We start from the raw sequence: 15,372 nt of genomic DNA, 5'->3' as shown, positions 1-15,372 counted from the left end.
GTTAGTTTTTGTAGTTGTATTTGAATTCTTTCAATACTTTTCCATTGATGTCGATCACCTTTTCAAGACGGTTGGCTGTATCGTATTTATAAAGTTCCCTGATTCCTGATGGCGGGGTAATGCTTTTTACTCCAATCAATGGATCGTAAGTATAAGTACTGATCTGATAACCTGCTAACGCAGAATTATTTCTGAACACATCTAAAGCAGAGATCAGTGACTGTTCTGACGTATCAGTACTCAACTGTCCATCATTGTCTGAAGCATTTACGATACTGTCAATCAATGACTGGTTGATATCTGAAAGTTTTGCCCCTTCTATTTTAGCTATTGGTTGGGTATTGCTATACCCCCAGATGATCGTTGTTGAAATACCATTTTTTGCTGTGTACTGCTGGAGATTGCCTTTTGAATCATATTTTTGATATTCAATTTCTTTAGTGCTTATATTAAGCAAATCCGTGGATTGTATTTCATAAGGTAAAGCTAATCCTGATGTTTTGGTATCCGCTTCTGATTGAGATGATGGATAAAGTATTTCAGTTTTTGAAACTCTTTTTCCTGTATCCTGAATATCTTTTTTATTAGTTATTACAGTTTCTAAAGGAATTCCAACAATATTTTTATCAACAAGATATTGATTTCCTTTTTCCTGAGAATATTTATAGGTTGTTTCAATTACTTTTTTATCAGTATCTGTTGTTATTTGTGAAATAGGTTGATAGTGATAATTACTATTATATAAAAAAGTATTTTCAGAGGTTAAGATCTTATCATTCAGATGATCAAAGCTTGTCGTTTTATACTTTTCTATTTTACCACTGTTAAAATAATAGGGTTTATAATATATTTTAAGATTATCAGAATAGTCAGCTATTAAAAAATTACTGTGCGGCAGAGGTTTGTTAACAAGATGAGAAAGATTCTGATAAATATGAGCCAATGGGACAACATAATAATTTCTATTTTTAGTGTAGTTGTTAATTACTCCGTCTGCAAACTCAAACCCCATTGCTGGACTGATCTCATAAGGTGTATCAAAACCACCAAACTTATATTCATTGGACTCTTCTCTTAAAAGTTTGTATGAAGTATTAATATTCTCAAAATATTTTTTTGAGATTAATAACCCTCTAGTCCATTGATTATCTGTTGGCAGAGTAAAAGGATACTTTAAAAAATTGCTTCCGTCGGAAAAGTTTGTAAATTCATAATCGATACGTCCTTTATTTTCAACAGAATCACCTACATATTCCTTTACATACCTGTATCCCATACTGTTAGATTCCAAAGAGGAATTCACTGAACCAGCGACAACTCCTTTTGGATCTAAAATCGGAATATTATTAGCATTCATACCTACCACACCCACATATTCTTTCATACCAAACAAATCTCCACTGTTTTGTCCGGTAGGTCCCTTATATTCAAATGTTTTTTTTACTTTTAACTGATCCTTATCCCAATATTTAATTTGTTTAATTCTGTTTCCAGGTCCATAATAAAGAGTTTCATTAGTACTCGCTACTTTATAATCCAAAATTAATGATACACTTTCAGAAGGGTTAGAAATTACATCTTCTAATGAACAGCCGTATGCTGTTATGCCTAATCTGTAAGAGGAGCCTGCGGCGAGTGCTTGGGTGCTGGAAGTACCTTTTACAATGGTCTTACTAGCTCCTATATTGGGAAAAAGGGTGACCCTGACACCATTTTTTTCAACCCATCCCGTATAATAGCTGCATTCTGTAGGTATATTAGGATCCGTAAATGAATGATAGTCAAAAGTTATTTTTATTTCTGAATCATACATTAGAGGGTCTATCGTAATGTCTTTATAATATGAATTAGTAGCTGCATCATAATTGGGTAGTATGTCTCCTGCTTTTAAAAGAAGCTCAGATTTAGTCTCATAAGGAGAATTTACGGTTCCAAGTATTTCGTTCATACTAAAAGTAGGCTTCAGAAGATTATTTTCATAAATAAATTCTGTTTTTAAGCCTGTAGAATAGCTTACAGATTCCAGAATTCCTGCTTTTGATTTCTCCTCATCACTCTCCCTATTACTGGATAAATGCCCATTATAATCAAAAAAATGCAAATAACTGCCATTAGAAGCATTGTTATAATATCCCCACATATCCTGAGATGTTGAAAATCTGTTCGGAAGCAGAGTGGAATTGTAATTGTAACGGTATTTTTCAATAACGGTATTCTCTTTTGAATAACGAATTGCTTCATTAAGAAACATCCTTTTACTTGAGGAGACATCTAATGAGGTTAGTAAAGGATTTGTATTAGGATTCTGGATAGATTCCTGAATATTATAATTGAGTTGGAAGTATTCAAGCAAATGATTTTTACTATCATAGATCTGAATCTTATCCAGCGACTTTCCACCTAAAATATCTGTTCGATTGGAAGAAGATGGTAAAAATTTGATTTTACCCTCAGGAAACTCAATAGATTCCAGGATATATTTATTTTCATTGATCTTGGAAAAGTATGTATAGACTCCTAAGTTTGTAGGCTGATCACAAGGTGTTGAAATACAAGGATAAACAATCTTATCATAATCTTTTTTATAATAGTAAGATTCATCCGGAGTATAGTTATATTTGATAAGCTCTCCACTAACAGTTTCAATTTGAATTAAATACCAAGTATCTACATAAGGATCTTCCGAATTCTCCCCATTTAAGGCGTAGGTAAGAGAAGGTGTATTATTTTGAATATAACCTTGTACTTGAAGTGAGCTTTTGAAAGATTGTGTTCCTAAATTTCCATAGTAAAACTTATTCCCTCTTTCATCTACTATCGTCCAACTATTTAGTAATGAATTTTGAGTTGCAGTTGAAGATATTTTATAATCACTAAAAGGCTGCTGAACAATTTTTTTATCAAACTGATCAAAAATAAATTTTCCAGAATAGCTAGGAGTTGAAAAGTAAAACTGATCAGGCACTAAATCTCTAGTAGGTGAAGACATCATTTGGTTATAAACTGCTGCTCTTTTCTGGATATCAGTAAAAAAATTAGTATAGCTGTCTGTAATCAGATAACCGTTTGATGAATCATCTGGTCTGTCTCTTGCTTGCCTGCTGATCATTCCTCCATAGCTCAGACTCCAGCCTATTCCAACTGTTGAGGCTATATCTTCCACCCTCACTCCTCTTGAATGGTAATCCAACTGAACAGGAATAACTAGGTCCTTTGTCCTTATTATATATATCGGTAAATTTATATTAACCAACCCATTGTTTAGAGAAACCGGAGTTTCTGTAAATTTAAACACCGACGACGCATCCAAATTTGGTGACTTTACATTTACCTGGGCAGAGATAGTTAATATAAAATGAACTACCATCAATAAAATAATTTTATTCTTCATCATTTATTTTTTAATCAATTTAGCATTTGCCGTTTTATTCGTATCCGTTTTAATGGTAACCAGATAAGCCCCCTGTATCAAATTCTGAGTATTAATCTTAGTAACCTTATTCTTAGTCTTTAAACTCTGAAGCTGTCTTCCGCCCATATCATACAGCATAATATCAGCTTCTTTAAATTGGGAGCCTATTTCTACATACGCATAGTCTGAAACCGGATTAGGATAAATTTTGATGTCCTGCTTTTCAATCAACTGATCAAGCTGTTTATCTCCCAGCTTCACAATCTTCCAGTTCTCTTTTCCAAGTTCTTCTGCACTGGTTCCTGCTAGGATAATGGAGCCATCTCTGTTCAGCTTTATATCTGAAAGTCTTTCCTCACGTTTTCTGGATTCTCCTTTTACATGTTTTCTCCACTGCTCATTGCCATCCTGGTTCAGATACAGCATCCAGAAAGTTTCATCATTGGCTTCAATCCTTCCTTCTGCCTGAGTGTAACCTCCCAAAAGAATTCCTTTTGTGACATCTTGGTTCTTGGCTCTTGAATCTTGACTCTGGATTACACTCGTTCCCATTAGAATATCCCTGTTTCCAAAATTGTAAGACTTCTGCCAGATTTCCTCACCTCTTTCGTTTAAAGAAATCAGCCATAGATCGGTGCCTTCTTCTATACCTGCGGTTTTATTTCCTGATCTTTCGGATCTGGATTCGCCGCCAATTAAATAGCCTGAAGCAGTTAAGGCGAGTGTTCTTAAATGGTCATCTGCTTTGCCCCCAAAATTCTTTTCCCATTCTGTTTTTCCGGTTTTATCAAGCTTGATCACCCAATAATCTCCTTCACCAAAGTTTTCGGTTTTCTTTGAGCCGCCTGTAGCACTTCTGGAATAGATTCCTAGCAAAGCTCCGCCGTCTTTGGTAGGGATCATTTTCTCCACTTCATCCAAACCTTTTCCACCTAAAACTGACTGAGAGAGTTCTTTTCCATCCTTATCGAGTTTTACAATCAAAACATCTTTTGAACCATAACCCTTAGCTGAATTTTGAACATTCCCAGCTACAAAAAAACCTAAATCTGTCGTCTGAATGACTGACCTTGCTTCTTCATCGGATGCTGATCCTAAAGTTTTCTGCCACAATTCGTCTCCAAATTCATTCAATCTGATCAGCCAAATATCAGATCCACCTTTGGAATCTTCTTTTTTATCCAGACCCTTTCCTGAATATGAGGTACCAGAAATCAAAAATCCACCATCTTGTGTAGCAACGGTTGCAGATAAATAATCATGGTTGTTTCCGGCAAAGAACTTTTCCCAGACCTCTTGACCTTGCTGGTTCAGTTTTATCGCATGAAAATCGTAGCCATTATTTTGCTTTTGACTTGAGGTCCCTGAGCCTATTGAAGGGTTGGATTGAATTGAGCTTCCTGTGATCAGATACTGTTGATCTATTGTTGTAGTAACCTGGCTTAGAAAATCCTGTGTAGAGGATTTGATGTCTTTCTGCCATAATATTTCCTGGGCCGACAGACCCAGGATTGTGCACATCGTAAATGCACTCATGTAGAGCTTTCTCATCTATTTATGTATATTAGTTCGTATAATTTTGCAAATTTAACGTTTTTTAACACAATCAAGTCATGTTAATGTGATTTAATATAATTTCTTCACTTTAAAGTGTTTTTTTATCACTTTGCTGATTGTATTAGGCAAAGATATCTGGGCAAAACGACAGAACGTGGCGTATTAAAATCATAGATAATATTTTAAATTGATTATTGAACGTTCTTATTTGGCAACAATTAGTATAATGTAAATCAATCAATTAAATCAAAACGCTTAATTACTTGGCAAAACATAATACTATCTTTTACATTGGTATGATTTTTAGTGCTACATTTGTATAAATTTTCACTAATGAAAACAAACCAACAAACTATAAATCAAGCGAATCATAAAATAAACTGGTTCCAGAAGTTTCTTATGGTATGCTCCGGAGGAAACATTCATATTTTAAGAAAGACTCCGAGTGAATGGAATAAATTTTCAGGAATTGGAGGAATTGTATTATTTACTGCCGTTTTTGCCACTTTATCTGCAGGTTATGCCATGTATACTGTATTTGACAATATATGGACTTCAGTGGGTTTCGGAATTCTGTGGGGATTAATGATCTTCAACTTAGACCGTTACATCGTTTCCTCCATCAAAAAAACAGGAACATGGGGAAATCAGATTTTAATGGCTATTCCCCGTCTTGTGCTGGCAACATTTTTAGGAATTATTATTTCTAAGCCTCTGGAGCTTAAAATTTTTGAAAAAGAGGTTAACAAACAACTCAATACCATCATTCAAAGAAATAAAAAACAGCTTGAGGGCGAAATGAGCGGCAGAATCCTGAAACAGAGCGGTCCTTTTGAAACTGAAAAAAAACAGATTGCAGAAAAAGCCGTACAGTATCAGAAAGCTTATGATTCGGCAGCTGTAGAGCTTGAAAAAGAAATCCTTGGAAAACAGTCCGGGCTTACGAGTGGAAAAGAAGGTTATGGTCCTAACGCAAAACGTAAGCAGGAATTGAAGGAACAGCGTCGTCAGGATCTGGAAAATTTCCAGAAGCAGAATGCCCCCAGAGTCGAATATTTAGATAAAGAGATCTCTAAAGTTTATACGAACCTGGAAACAGAAAGGAAATCTTCGGAAACCTTTGAGGATAAATTCAATGGTTTTGCTGCAAGACTCCAGGCTTTGGATGAATTGGGCAAAAACTCAGCAATTATAGGCTTGGCGGCCGCTTTTATCATGGGGCTTTTCATATGTCTTGAAATCTCTCCGGTTCTGGTAAAATTAATTTCCCATGTCGGGCCTTATGATTACCTGTTAGAAAAAACAGAAAATGATTTCAGGCTTTACTCTAAGGAAAAAATTGAAAAGGGAAATGCCCTGACAGATTTCAGAATTGATGATTTTAAGGATAATTTAAAAAAATAGCGTATTTTTCACGCATGATTATTGATAAAGAAGAGATCCAGAAGAAAAAGAAAAAGCTGGACGACTGTAAAGCATTCCTGAAAAAAGAATTCATCGGAATTGATAAGATTATTGATGATTTAATGGAATACATCCAGATCTGGTATCTGATGCCCGAAATCCTAACCCGTCCCGTAGTGATTAATCTGTGGGGAATGACGGGCGTAGGAAAGACAGATCTTGTAAGAAAAACCGTCCGGTTCCTGGAATTTCAAAATCGTTTTGTAGAAATAGAGCTCAGCAACAGCGATGAAACTTCATGGAGTAAAAGTGTATCCGATATTTTCCAGAGTAACCGCCTCAGTGATGAAAAACCGAGCATCGTTCTTTTTGATGAAATCCAGCGTTTTAATACAATCGATCCCGACGGCACTCCGGTACCACAGACAAAGTTTACTGATTTTTGGGAACTTTTAAGTGACGGAAGGTTAAGCAAAAGGGAACGGGATGATCTTGAACATTATCTGTTCTCCTATCTTTTGCGTAAAAAAGAAAATGAACGGCGAAAGATAAACGGCGAAACGGAAATGGATGAAAATCCTTATCTGAATCTTTGGGACGCCAAGGAACTGAAAAAGTACCTCAGCATGGAAGATGATGTGATGAGTATCATCGATATGAAAGAGGAAGATATGATCAAGCTGATTCTGAAGAAGCAGAAAGAGAAAAAAATCTATGAGCCGGTAGATTACAGCAAAATGCTGATCATTATCAGCGGAAACCTGGATGAAGCTTTTCAGATGTCCCGTGAAACCAGCGAAGCAGATATAGATGCGAATATATATCATGCATTCACAAAGAAAATAACTGTTGTTGATATAAAAAATGCTTTGTCAAGAAAATTCCGTCCGGAGCAGGTAGCACGATTTGGAAATATCCATTTGATCTATTTTTCATTAAAGACAGAAGATTTTCAGCAACTTATCCAAAGGGAAATAAACAATCTTAAAACTAAGACAAAAACAAAATTTGGGATCAGCTTAAAAATCAGCAAAAGCATCAATGAGCTGATCTATAGAAACGGAGTATTTCCTGTACAGGGTGTGCGCCCGGTATTCAGCAGTGTAGTTGATATCCTTGACACAAACCTCAGCAAATTTCTATTTGAAGCCATTATCAATGATGACAAAACCATTGAAATTGATTATCTGGTGAAGCAGAAAACAATCACCGGTAAAGTAGGAAAACGTATCATTGAAATTCCTTATACCGGAAGAATCGACAGTATACGGCAATCCAGCCAGCAGGATGCAGTAGCCAATATCAGTGTTCATGAATGTGGCCACGCAGTATGTTATATGCTTTATACAGGTTTTGCCCCTTTACAGCTGAAAAGCAAAGTAGCCAGCAGTTATGCTGCAGGATTTACCTTTCCGCACCAGATCCATGATACAAAGGAGAGCCTGCTTGACAGGATTAAAATTTATCTGGCCGGTGGTATTGCTGAAGAAATCATTTTTGGAGAAAATAATGCAAGCATAGGAAGAAGCCACGACAGGGAGCAGGCTACCATACTTGCCACCGATTATATCAGAAAATACGGATTTGATGAAGAATATCAGGCAACATATAGCCTGGAGGATTATCCGCATCGTATGCAGCATGATATTACGGATAAAAAAATTGAAAGACTGATGCAGGATCTCGCTGTAAAAACGAGGGAAGATCTGCTTCTTCATTTAGATCTTTTGAAAGATATGAGCATTGAGCTCAGCAAAAAAGGTAGTATGCTGCCTAAAGAAATCTACCTGACCGCAAAAAAACATAAACTTGAGGTGAGCATTAAAGAAGAAGGACATCTGCATATTGCAACGTATCATAAGATGCTCGGCCAGTAGAGAAAAAATCCAGAAAAATAGAAATTAAAATTAATAACATCTTACCTTTCAGTCAATTCTGAGAGGTTTTTTCTATATATGATTATTTTATCCGAATATTTTATAATTTTACTCTACTAAACTAATCCATCATGAAAAACTCAATTTTAGCATTCACGCTTTTCATAAGCGTTGCATTCATTTCTACTTTAAAAGCACAATATGAACCTTTTCTTGGACAGATTGCTTTTGTACCCTACAACAGGGCACCAAACGGATGGGCAGACTGCAATGGACAACTCCTGCCTATAGCTCAAAACCAGGCTCTTTTCTCCTTATTGGGAACCACTTATGGAGGAAACGGAACAACTAATTTTGCGCTGCCTGATATGAGAGGAAGAGTTTTAGTTTCCCAGGGACAGGGACCAGGCATTTCGCAGAATTATTTAATAGGCGAAATTGGCGGCAGTGAAACTGTTACACTGACGCAGCAACAGATGCCTATTCATAGTCATACCATAAATGCTGTAACAGCTGAAGGAAATCAAAACACACCTACAGGGAATCTCCCTGCAGATACTAAACTTTTAGACAAGGAATATTCAGACGCCAATGCAAATACAACAATGAAGGCTACCATGGTGAATCCAGCCGGAGGATCTCAACCCCATGAAAACAGACCTCCCTTTGTTACAATGAGATGTATCATAGCTTTACAGGGTATTTATCCATCTTTTAATTAATAAGTTATGAAAATTCTATACTTATTAGCAATAGCTCTTGGAAGTACGATGGCCGCACAGACCATTACTTTCAATGGGTGTCATAACCTATTTGACAACCAGAATTTTATATTCACGAAAACCGGAGTTGATGCATTCAACAAAAATATTTACATTACAACACCTGTTGATGGTCAGCCATGTGGTGGGTTGGGGACCTGCGAATTTAAAATTCAATGGAACAATGCCCTTACCAGGTGGGAATTTCTCGCTGATGAAGGAAACGGAACCTTTACTGCTCCTTCACTTATTTATTACAATTCAACAGGAAATAACGCCAGTATGAATCCACCAAGCAATACGTTTGGAACCTGGGTGGAAAATTCAGCCGTAACGAGTGGGCAATGCGGAGGAAACCTTACTGGCACCAATTCTACAATGACAGGGGATGTACACAGCTCACCATTGGGAACATCGGAGGTCACAAAATCTAAAATTCAGATTTTTCCGAACCCAGTTTCAGATGTTATCCGTATTTCGGGAATTGATACCGGGCAGACGACACAAATCTATAACTTGGATGGGCAGCTGGTAGGGTCTGAACCGTTTGATCAGAAAATCGATGTATCTCATCTTTCTGCAGGAGTATATCTTTTAAAAATTACTACTAAAAATTTTGAATCTCATGAATTTAAATTCGTGAAAAAATAAAACCTATAATGTCTTATAGCATTACTTGATTATTGATATAGCCTTCGGAATTTCTGAGGGCTATTTTGGGGAATATTTTTTGCAGGTTATATTCCATGCCTTCAAGTGTTGTCAACAGCTATACTTATTTTCCTGAGACTGAAATATTAAGAATTGTATATCAGTCCGGGGCTGTTTATGATTACCTTAAGGTTCCGGTATCTATATCTGAAAAATTCAGAGAAGCCCAATCGAAGGGAAGATTCCTGAATAATGTTATCAAGCGAAGATTTAAATATATTAAAATCAACTGAACCAATCATAATAAAAAATGCCTCCGGTACCGGAGGCATTTATATTTTGTATGACCAACTTTTATTTAATGATCAGTTTAGAAGTTTTGCTATCTTTCCCATTGGAAATCTGAACCATATAAACTCCTTTTTCAAGCTGTTGGTTATTTGTAGGTTTAAATAAAATTGGCCGTACAAATTATGTACAGCCAGTTTTATAATATATCTTTAAATATCCTAAAAAGAATAATTCGGAGCTTCCTGAGTAATAATTACATCATGTGGATGAGATTCCTTCAAACCGCTTCCGGTGATCATAACCATTTTAGTATCTTTCTGTAAAGCTTCAATATCTTTAGCCCCACAGTATCCCATACCTGCTCTTAAACCTCCGGTCAGCTGGAATATCACATCTTCTAACTTTCCTTTGTGTGGTACTCTTCCTTCAATTCCTTCCGGAACAAATTTTTTAGCCTCACTCTGGAAATATCTTTCTTTTCCTCCTCTCTTCATAGCGGAAAGACTTCCCATTCCCTGGTAAGATTTGAATTTTCTTCCCTGGAAAATAATTTCTTCTCCCGGAGCCTCATCAGTTCCGGCTAAAAGGGAACCAAGCATTACTGCTCCTGCCCCACTTGCGATCGCTTTTACAATATCTCCGGAAAGCTTGATCCCTCCATCGGCAATTACTGTTACGTTTTTGGAAGCTGCATATTCGTATACATTGTAGATCGCAGATAACTGGGGAACCCCAACGCCGGCAACCACTCTCGTTGTACAGATAGAGCCGGGTCCTACTCCAACTTTAAGAACGTTAGCTCCAGCTTCAATAAGGTCTTTTGCTGCTTCAGCAGTTACAATATTTCCTCCTACGATATCTAAATCCGGATATGCCTTTCTGATTTCTGAAATTTTATCCAAAACTCCTTTGGAGTGTCCGTGTGCAGAGTCAATAGCCACGATATCAACGCCAGCATTTACTAATGCTGCAATTCTGTCCATCGTGTCTTCTCCAACTCCAACACCTGCTCCTACGATAAGACGCCCTTTGTGATCTTTATTGGAATTCGGATATTCCAACTGGTTATCAATATCTTTAATGGTAATTAATCCCACCAGCTTATTGTCTTTATCCACGATCGGAAGCTTTTCAACTCTGCTTTTAAGAAGAATTTCTTTAGCCTGCTCAAGGTTGGTATTTTTATCAGAAGTGATCAGATTTTCCTTGGTCATGATCTCTTCAACCTTCATATCAAGGTTTTCCTGATATTTTACATCCCTGTTGGTAATGATTCCTATCAGTACATTATCTGCATCCACTACAGGAAGGCCAGAAATTTTATATTTGGCCATAGTTTCCTTAGCTTCAGCTAAGGTGTGATCTTTAGAAAGGGTAACAGGGTCAGAAATCATTCCGTTTTCTGAACGTTTTACACGGTTCACCTGTGCAGCCTGCTCAGCGATCGTCATGTTTTTATGGATAAAACCCAAACCTCCGACTCTTGCCAGAGCAATAGCCAGATCTCCTTCAGTAACTGTGTCCATCGCAGCAGAAACTATCGGAACATTCAGCGTAATTTTGTCGGTAAGTCTTGATTTTAATGATACCTGGTTAGGTAAAACTTCTGAATAAGAAGGGACTAGAAGAACGTCATCGAAAGTGATGGCTGTCTCTACAATTTTGTTATGAATAGACATCTTTACTTTCTTTGCAAAATTAGGTTATTTTGACGAGATATGAAAATCCTTTTCAATAGTTTAAATAAAATTTAATAATCAATAACTTAAATGAAAAAACCGCTCTTATTAAGAACGGCCTTTCTGTACAAAATAATTAGTATAGTATGAAACTACTTGTTATATCTTTAATGATGCATACTTATGAACAGTGGTTACTTATCTGTAGCGGCATTAATTACGTTTGAAATATCATCTGCTGTAAAGTTTCCCTTCACATCCACGAAAACCAGTTCTTTATCTGAATTGACAGTAATCATCATATTTTTAATGGTTTCCCCATTCTGCTTTACCCTTACATTGACATTTTCACCGTTATGCTTTATGGTTGCCCATTCTTCAAAGTTATTGTCATTCAGATACCTGGAATATTCGTTCAGCATTTCTTTACTCCCGTTATCTACAGTCATGACTTTTATTTTTGAGACCTTTTTAACCAGAGCAATTACTTCTTCACTTTCACCATCTTCTCTCAAAGCTTTCTTGATAAAAGGTTTTGCCATAAATACAGGTACATTGAAGCTGGCAAATCTTGCTCCTTTAAAATCATACCCGGACTGCTTAAAGAAGTCCATATTAGGTTTTCCTGAAACAATACATGACTGAAGCGTAAGTAATGTAAGGATTCCTAAAAAAATGTTTTTTAAAGTTTTCATGGTTATCATTTTTTAATCGATAGGTTTCAGATTACCTCCGGACATTTTACTGATATTGGATTCTATTTCAGGTCTTCCTCTATATTTCACCATTCCTCCTGAAGAAGCTTTTACTTTCAGTTTTGTGGAAACATTTACCGAAAGGTTTGCCCCGGATGTAGCCTCCACTTCAAGGTTACCCAGCCTCAGATCGTCAGCTTTACAAAGAGCGCCGCTGCTGATATCTATTATTCCGGAATCTGCTTTTCCTTCAAAGGCTGTATTGGACCCGCTTGATGCTTTTATCATGATAGTTCCCGCCGTAATTCCTGCTCTTATCACTGCTCCTGATGAAGTTCCAACATCCAGTGTGTTAGAGACCTTAAAGTCTCCTTTCACATTAGCTCCGGATGATGCATCAATAACCAGGTTATTTTCTTTTAAGGAGTTCACTACATTAAAGTTAGCTCCTGAAGAAGCTTTAATATTGTCCATTCTTGGAGAGGAAATGTTAACGCTTAGGTTTTTAAACTTTAAATTCTTTGTTCCCTTATTGTCTACGTAGACTTTCAAAACTCCATTTTCCACTTTTGTAATGATATACTGAAGTTTATCAGAATCAGCGATTACCTTTACATTGGCAGGACTTTCCTGTTTGAAAACCACATTCACTCCGTCACTTACCTGAATTCCTGAGAACTCGCCTACATTTCTTGCTTCCCCGTTAAGATAAGAGGAATTGTTTTCAGAGGTAAGGCTGTTCCTTGTATTGGTCTTGGTATTGGTCTTGGTTTCGCTGGAATTAATGATTTTATTCACATCATCCATAGAAAGCTTTCCATCCAGCATGACCAGGATATTTTCTCCTTTTCCTCCATCAATGCTAAGCAGGAGATCATCCAACATTCCGTCTTTTGCATCAGAAGAAAGAAATTTTATCTTTGATCCGGAATTATTGACAGACATGATCTCATTGTAATTAAGGTTTTTTAAATACATGGAAACATCTTTGCTGAGCCTGGAAAGATTATCCTGAACTTTGCGTCCTTCTGTTGTATTAATATTTTCCGGATTTTCTGTAATAAGGATTTTCAATCCGTTAATTTTCGAAAGCAGAGGCTTGATCTGATCCAGCTGGGAATCATCAATATCAAGGCTGCTCAGCATACTGAACATTGGCTTTGCAATTTTAATAGAGGTTACACCTTCTACCTCCTGGTACCTGTCAAAAAGCATGTCGAACTTATCCCGTTGCCCATACACTGTAAAGAAATGGGAAAAAGCGAGTGCGAATACTATAAATATTTTTTTCATGAGTCAATTTTTATTTTCTTAAGCTGATTATTGTTACCTGATCAGAGCATAATCTATTGTTGTTGTTAATAATCGTCGTCTACTACTGTAGGCTGAGCTAACTTTTCACTAACGTTATTGGCAAATATCTGGAATGAATATTTAGTTACATTGATAGCTTCATCTACATTATCGATCCTTTTACCGTTAACTATGACATAAGAATCCTTATATCCGGTAGAATCTTTTAAAGCTTTATTATTTTTGAATGAAGAGTTACTGACGAACTTCGGTTTTGTTTCTTTTTTCAATCTTCCTCTTTTTGGCAATATCTCATCCAGCACATCCTTTTCCGCTACTGAATTTTCCTGGAAGATAGAATCTTTTCTCGCTCCGGAAATGGAATCGGTATGGTTAACCGCTACCTGCTCCTGATGGTCATTATTCTCTTCAATAAATTTTGATTTCTGCTTCAAAACCTCATCTTTAACCAGCTTTTCTCTTTCCATAACCCCTGTACGGTAATCATTAAAGAAAAAACCAACACTGAAAAGAAGCACTAATCCTGCTGCCATCCAAAACCATTTCGGAAATGAAGGCTTATTTTTTTGGAGCGGAATGATGGGCGCCTCGTTCGTTTCGGAGCCTTCAGCCCCACCTTCTGCTTTCTGAAGAAAATCTTCAAAACTCCAGTTCATCTTTTCTTCCTTTATATCGTGGAAGATCTCATCGTATTTATTCTGAAATTGATCTTTGTTCATAGCTCATCAGTTGTGATATTTGTTCTTTTACTTTTTGTCTCGCCCGCATCAGGTTTACTCTTACTGCGTTTTCTTCCATTTCCAGCATTTCGGAAATTTCCGAGACCTCATATTCTTCTACATCTTTCAGATGGATCACCATTTTCTGCTTTTCCGGGAGCTGGTTGATAAAACCTATAATATGCTCCTTCAGGTTATTGATGTCCATGCTGTACAATTCTGAGCGGTGAAGCTGCAAATCTGCAAATCCCAACTTCACATCATGGTGCTTCAGCCGATTCAGACATTCGTTCCGGACAGATTTCAAAGCATAGGATTTTAAATTTCCAAACTTCTCCAGCTCTTCTTTCTTCTGCCAGAATTTAATCATCAGGTCCTGCACCACATCTTCTGCCTCATCACTGCTCATAACGAATCTTTTCGCAAAACGATACATCTCGTCTTTGAGAATAAACACCGTATTCTTGAAAGTTTCTTGGGTCATGAGTTTTGTTTCTATTAGTAAGACAATTAAAATCTTAATTCTATTACATCATAAATAAAAAAAACTTCAAAATTTTGAAGTTTTAATTTTTATCGATAAGTTTTCGGAGATAAGCAATCTCTGTGTCTTTATCTTTTAGTCTTTGTTCATACTGTTCTATTAATTTTTCAGAAGCATTAATTGTTGCATAATTCTGTGCTATTGCAACATCATTATTATTTTGATTTACAGTAATACTGTCCCCACTTAAAAAATCTAAAACACTTACATCCAGGATTTTTGCAATTTCTTCTACCTGCGAAAAGCCAGGTTTGCTTTTATCATTCTCAAAATTAGAATATGTTTTCTGAGATACACGTGGAACTTCCGCAAGATATTCCTGTGTAAAGTTTTTGTTGATCCTCGCTTTTTTCAGCTTTTCACCTAAAGTCATAGCACAAAGTATTTTCATCAAAATTACATATTTTTTTCTTTTAGAAAAATAATACGGATATCAGTAATTTTTGACTGCATTTTCTCCAATTGTTT

14 protein-coding genes are annotated in these 15,372 nt (G+C 36.4%); 5 read left to right on the top strand and 9 right to left on the bottom strand.

Features of this window, described 5'->3' with window-relative positions; translation table 11 throughout:
• Position 1: 1 nt before the first annotated feature.
• The gene (locus V6R96_RS09150; RefSeq protein ID WP_336379119.1) at positions 2-3,394 is read right to left on the bottom strand and encodes a hypothetical protein; all 3,393 of its coding nucleotides are present in this window, start codon (positions 3,392-3,394) and stop codon (positions 2-4) included.
• A complete protein-coding gene (locus V6R96_RS09145) occupies positions 3,395-4,963 on the bottom strand; it encodes a T9SS type A sorting domain-containing protein (protein WP_336379120.1) in 1,569 nt (522 codons plus the stop codon).
• 339 nt (positions 4,964-5,302) lie between these two features.
• Between V6R96_RS09145 and V6R96_RS09140 the strand changes: the two genes are divergently transcribed.
• The 5 genes from V6R96_RS09140 to V6R96_RS09120 all read left to right on the top strand — a co-directional run bounded on the left by V6R96_RS09140 (position 5,303) and on the right by V6R96_RS09120 (position 9,955).
• Entirely contained in the window at positions 5,303-6,373 is a 1,071-nt protein-coding gene (locus V6R96_RS09140; protein ID WP_336379121.1) for a DUF4407 domain-containing protein, read from the top strand.
• Between the two features lie 14 nt (positions 6,374-6,387).
• Positions 6,388-8,250 (top strand): AAA family ATPase, encoded by a 1,863-nt coding sequence (locus V6R96_RS09135; protein WP_336379122.1) that lies wholly within the window; start codon positions 6,388-6,390, stop codon positions 8,248-8,250.
• Between the two features lie 131 nt (positions 8,251-8,381).
• A complete protein-coding gene (locus tag V6R96_RS09130) occupies positions 8,382-8,972 on the top strand; it encodes a tail fiber protein (RefSeq protein ID WP_336379123.1) in 591 nt (196 codons plus the stop codon).
• Positions 8,973-8,978: 6 nt separating this feature from the next.
• Positions 8,979-9,662: a T9SS type A sorting domain-containing protein gene (locus V6R96_RS09125; protein WP_336379124.1), complete on the top strand. Its 684-nt coding sequence runs from the start codon at positions 8,979-8,981 to the stop codon at positions 9,660-9,662.
• A gap of 95 nt (positions 9,663-9,757) precedes the next feature.
• Entirely contained in the window at positions 9,758-9,955 is a 198-nt protein-coding gene (locus V6R96_RS09120) for a KTSC domain-containing protein (protein WP_111960868.1), read from the top strand.
• A gap of 61 nt (positions 9,956-10,016) precedes the next feature.
• Here the strand turns inward: V6R96_RS09120 and V6R96_RS20765 are convergent, their stop codons facing one another.
• From V6R96_RS20765 to V6R96_RS09090, 7 genes are all read right to left on the bottom strand, one after another.
• Positions 10,017-10,121 (bottom strand): T9SS type A sorting domain-containing protein, encoded by a 105-nt coding sequence (locus tag V6R96_RS20765; protein WP_407934758.1) that lies wholly within the window; start codon positions 10,119-10,121, stop codon positions 10,017-10,019.
• Between the two features lie 50 nt (positions 10,122-10,171).
• The gene (gene guaB, locus V6R96_RS09115) at positions 10,172-11,632 is read right to left on the bottom strand and encodes an IMP dehydrogenase (RefSeq protein ID WP_111960872.1); all 1,461 of its coding nucleotides are present in this window, start codon (positions 11,630-11,632) and stop codon (positions 10,172-10,174) included.
• Between the two features lie 194 nt (positions 11,633-11,826).
• Entirely contained in the window at positions 11,827-12,327 is a 501-nt protein-coding gene (locus tag V6R96_RS09110) for a DUF4252 domain-containing protein (protein WP_223560413.1), read from the bottom strand.
• A gap of 12 nt (positions 12,328-12,339) precedes the next feature.
• A complete protein-coding gene (locus tag V6R96_RS09105) occupies positions 12,340-13,620 on the bottom strand; it encodes a DUF4252 domain-containing protein (RefSeq protein ID WP_111960875.1) in 1,281 nt (426 codons plus the stop codon).
• 65 nt (positions 13,621-13,685) lie between these two features.
• Positions 13,686-14,360: a hypothetical protein gene (locus V6R96_RS09100; RefSeq protein ID WP_336379125.1), complete on the bottom strand. Its 675-nt coding sequence runs from the start codon at positions 14,358-14,360 to the stop codon at positions 13,686-13,688.
• Positions 14,335-14,844: an RNA polymerase sigma factor gene (locus V6R96_RS09095; RefSeq protein WP_111960876.1), complete on the bottom strand. Its 510-nt coding sequence runs from the start codon at positions 14,842-14,844 to the stop codon at positions 14,335-14,337. Before V6R96_RS09095 ends, V6R96_RS09100 begins: the two co-directional genes overlap by 26 nt.
• Before the next feature lie 82 nt (positions 14,845-14,926).
• Positions 14,927-15,295 (bottom strand): helix-turn-helix transcriptional regulator, encoded by a 369-nt coding sequence (locus V6R96_RS09090; RefSeq protein ID WP_336379145.1) that lies wholly within the window; start codon positions 15,293-15,295, stop codon positions 14,927-14,929.
• Positions 15,296-15,372 lie beyond the last annotated feature (77 nt).

Origin of the sequence: Chryseobacterium sp. CCNWLW53 (assembly GCF_037083525.1) — a bacterium.
Lineage (GTDB): Bacteria > Bacteroidota > Bacteroidia > Flavobacteriales > Weeksellaceae > Chryseobacterium > Chryseobacterium lathyri.
The sequence above is the reverse complement of the archived record's forward strand: the minus strand, read 5'-3'. Positions and strand labels throughout refer to the sequence as shown.

What these genes read in the sequence shown, in the direction of transcription:
- V6R96_RS09150 (WP_336379119.1), bottom strand. Translation starts at nt 3,394, where the DNA reads ATGATGAAGAATAAAATTATTTTATTGATGGTAGTTCATTTTATATTA.
- V6R96_RS09145 (WP_336379120.1), bottom strand. Translation starts at nt 4,963, where the DNA reads ATGAGAAAGCTCTACATGAGTGCATTTACGATGTGCACAATCCTGGGT.
- V6R96_RS09140 (WP_336379121.1), top strand. Translation starts at nt 5,303, where the DNA reads ATGAAAACAAACCAACAAACTATAAATCAAGCGAATCATAAAATAAAC.
- V6R96_RS09135 (WP_336379122.1), top strand. Translation starts at nt 6,388, where the DNA reads ATGATTATTGATAAAGAAGAGATCCAGAAGAAAAAGAAAAAGCTGGAC.
- V6R96_RS09130 (WP_336379123.1), top strand. Translation starts at nt 8,382, where the DNA reads ATGAAAAACTCAATTTTAGCATTCACGCTTTTCATAAGCGTTGCATTC.
- V6R96_RS09125 (WP_336379124.1), top strand. Translation starts at nt 8,979, where the DNA reads ATGAAAATTCTATACTTATTAGCAATAGCTCTTGGAAGTACGATGGCC.
- V6R96_RS09120 (WP_111960868.1), top strand. Translation starts at nt 9,758, where the DNA reads ATGCCTTCAAGTGTTGTCAACAGCTATACTTATTTTCCTGAGACTGAA.
- guaB (WP_111960872.1), bottom strand. Translation starts at nt 11,632, where the DNA reads ATGTCTATTCATAACAAAATTGTAGAGACAGCCATCACTTTCGATGAC.
- V6R96_RS09110 (WP_223560413.1), bottom strand. Translation starts at nt 12,327, where the DNA reads ATGAAAACTTTAAAAAACATTTTTTTAGGAATCCTTACATTACTTACG.
- V6R96_RS09105 (WP_111960875.1), bottom strand. Translation starts at nt 13,620, where the DNA reads ATGAAAAAAATATTTATAGTATTCGCACTCGCTTTTTCCCATTTCTTT.
- V6R96_RS09100 (WP_336379125.1), bottom strand. Translation starts at nt 14,360, where the DNA reads ATGAACAAAGATCAATTTCAGAATAAATACGATGAGATCTTCCACGAT.
- V6R96_RS09095 (WP_111960876.1), bottom strand. Translation starts at nt 14,844, where the DNA reads ATGACCCAAGAAACTTTCAAGAATACGGTGTTTATTCTCAAAGACGAG.
- V6R96_RS09090 (WP_336379145.1), bottom strand. Translation starts at nt 15,295, where the DNA reads ATGAAAATACTTTGTGCTATGACTTTAGGTGAAAAGCTGAAAAAAGCG.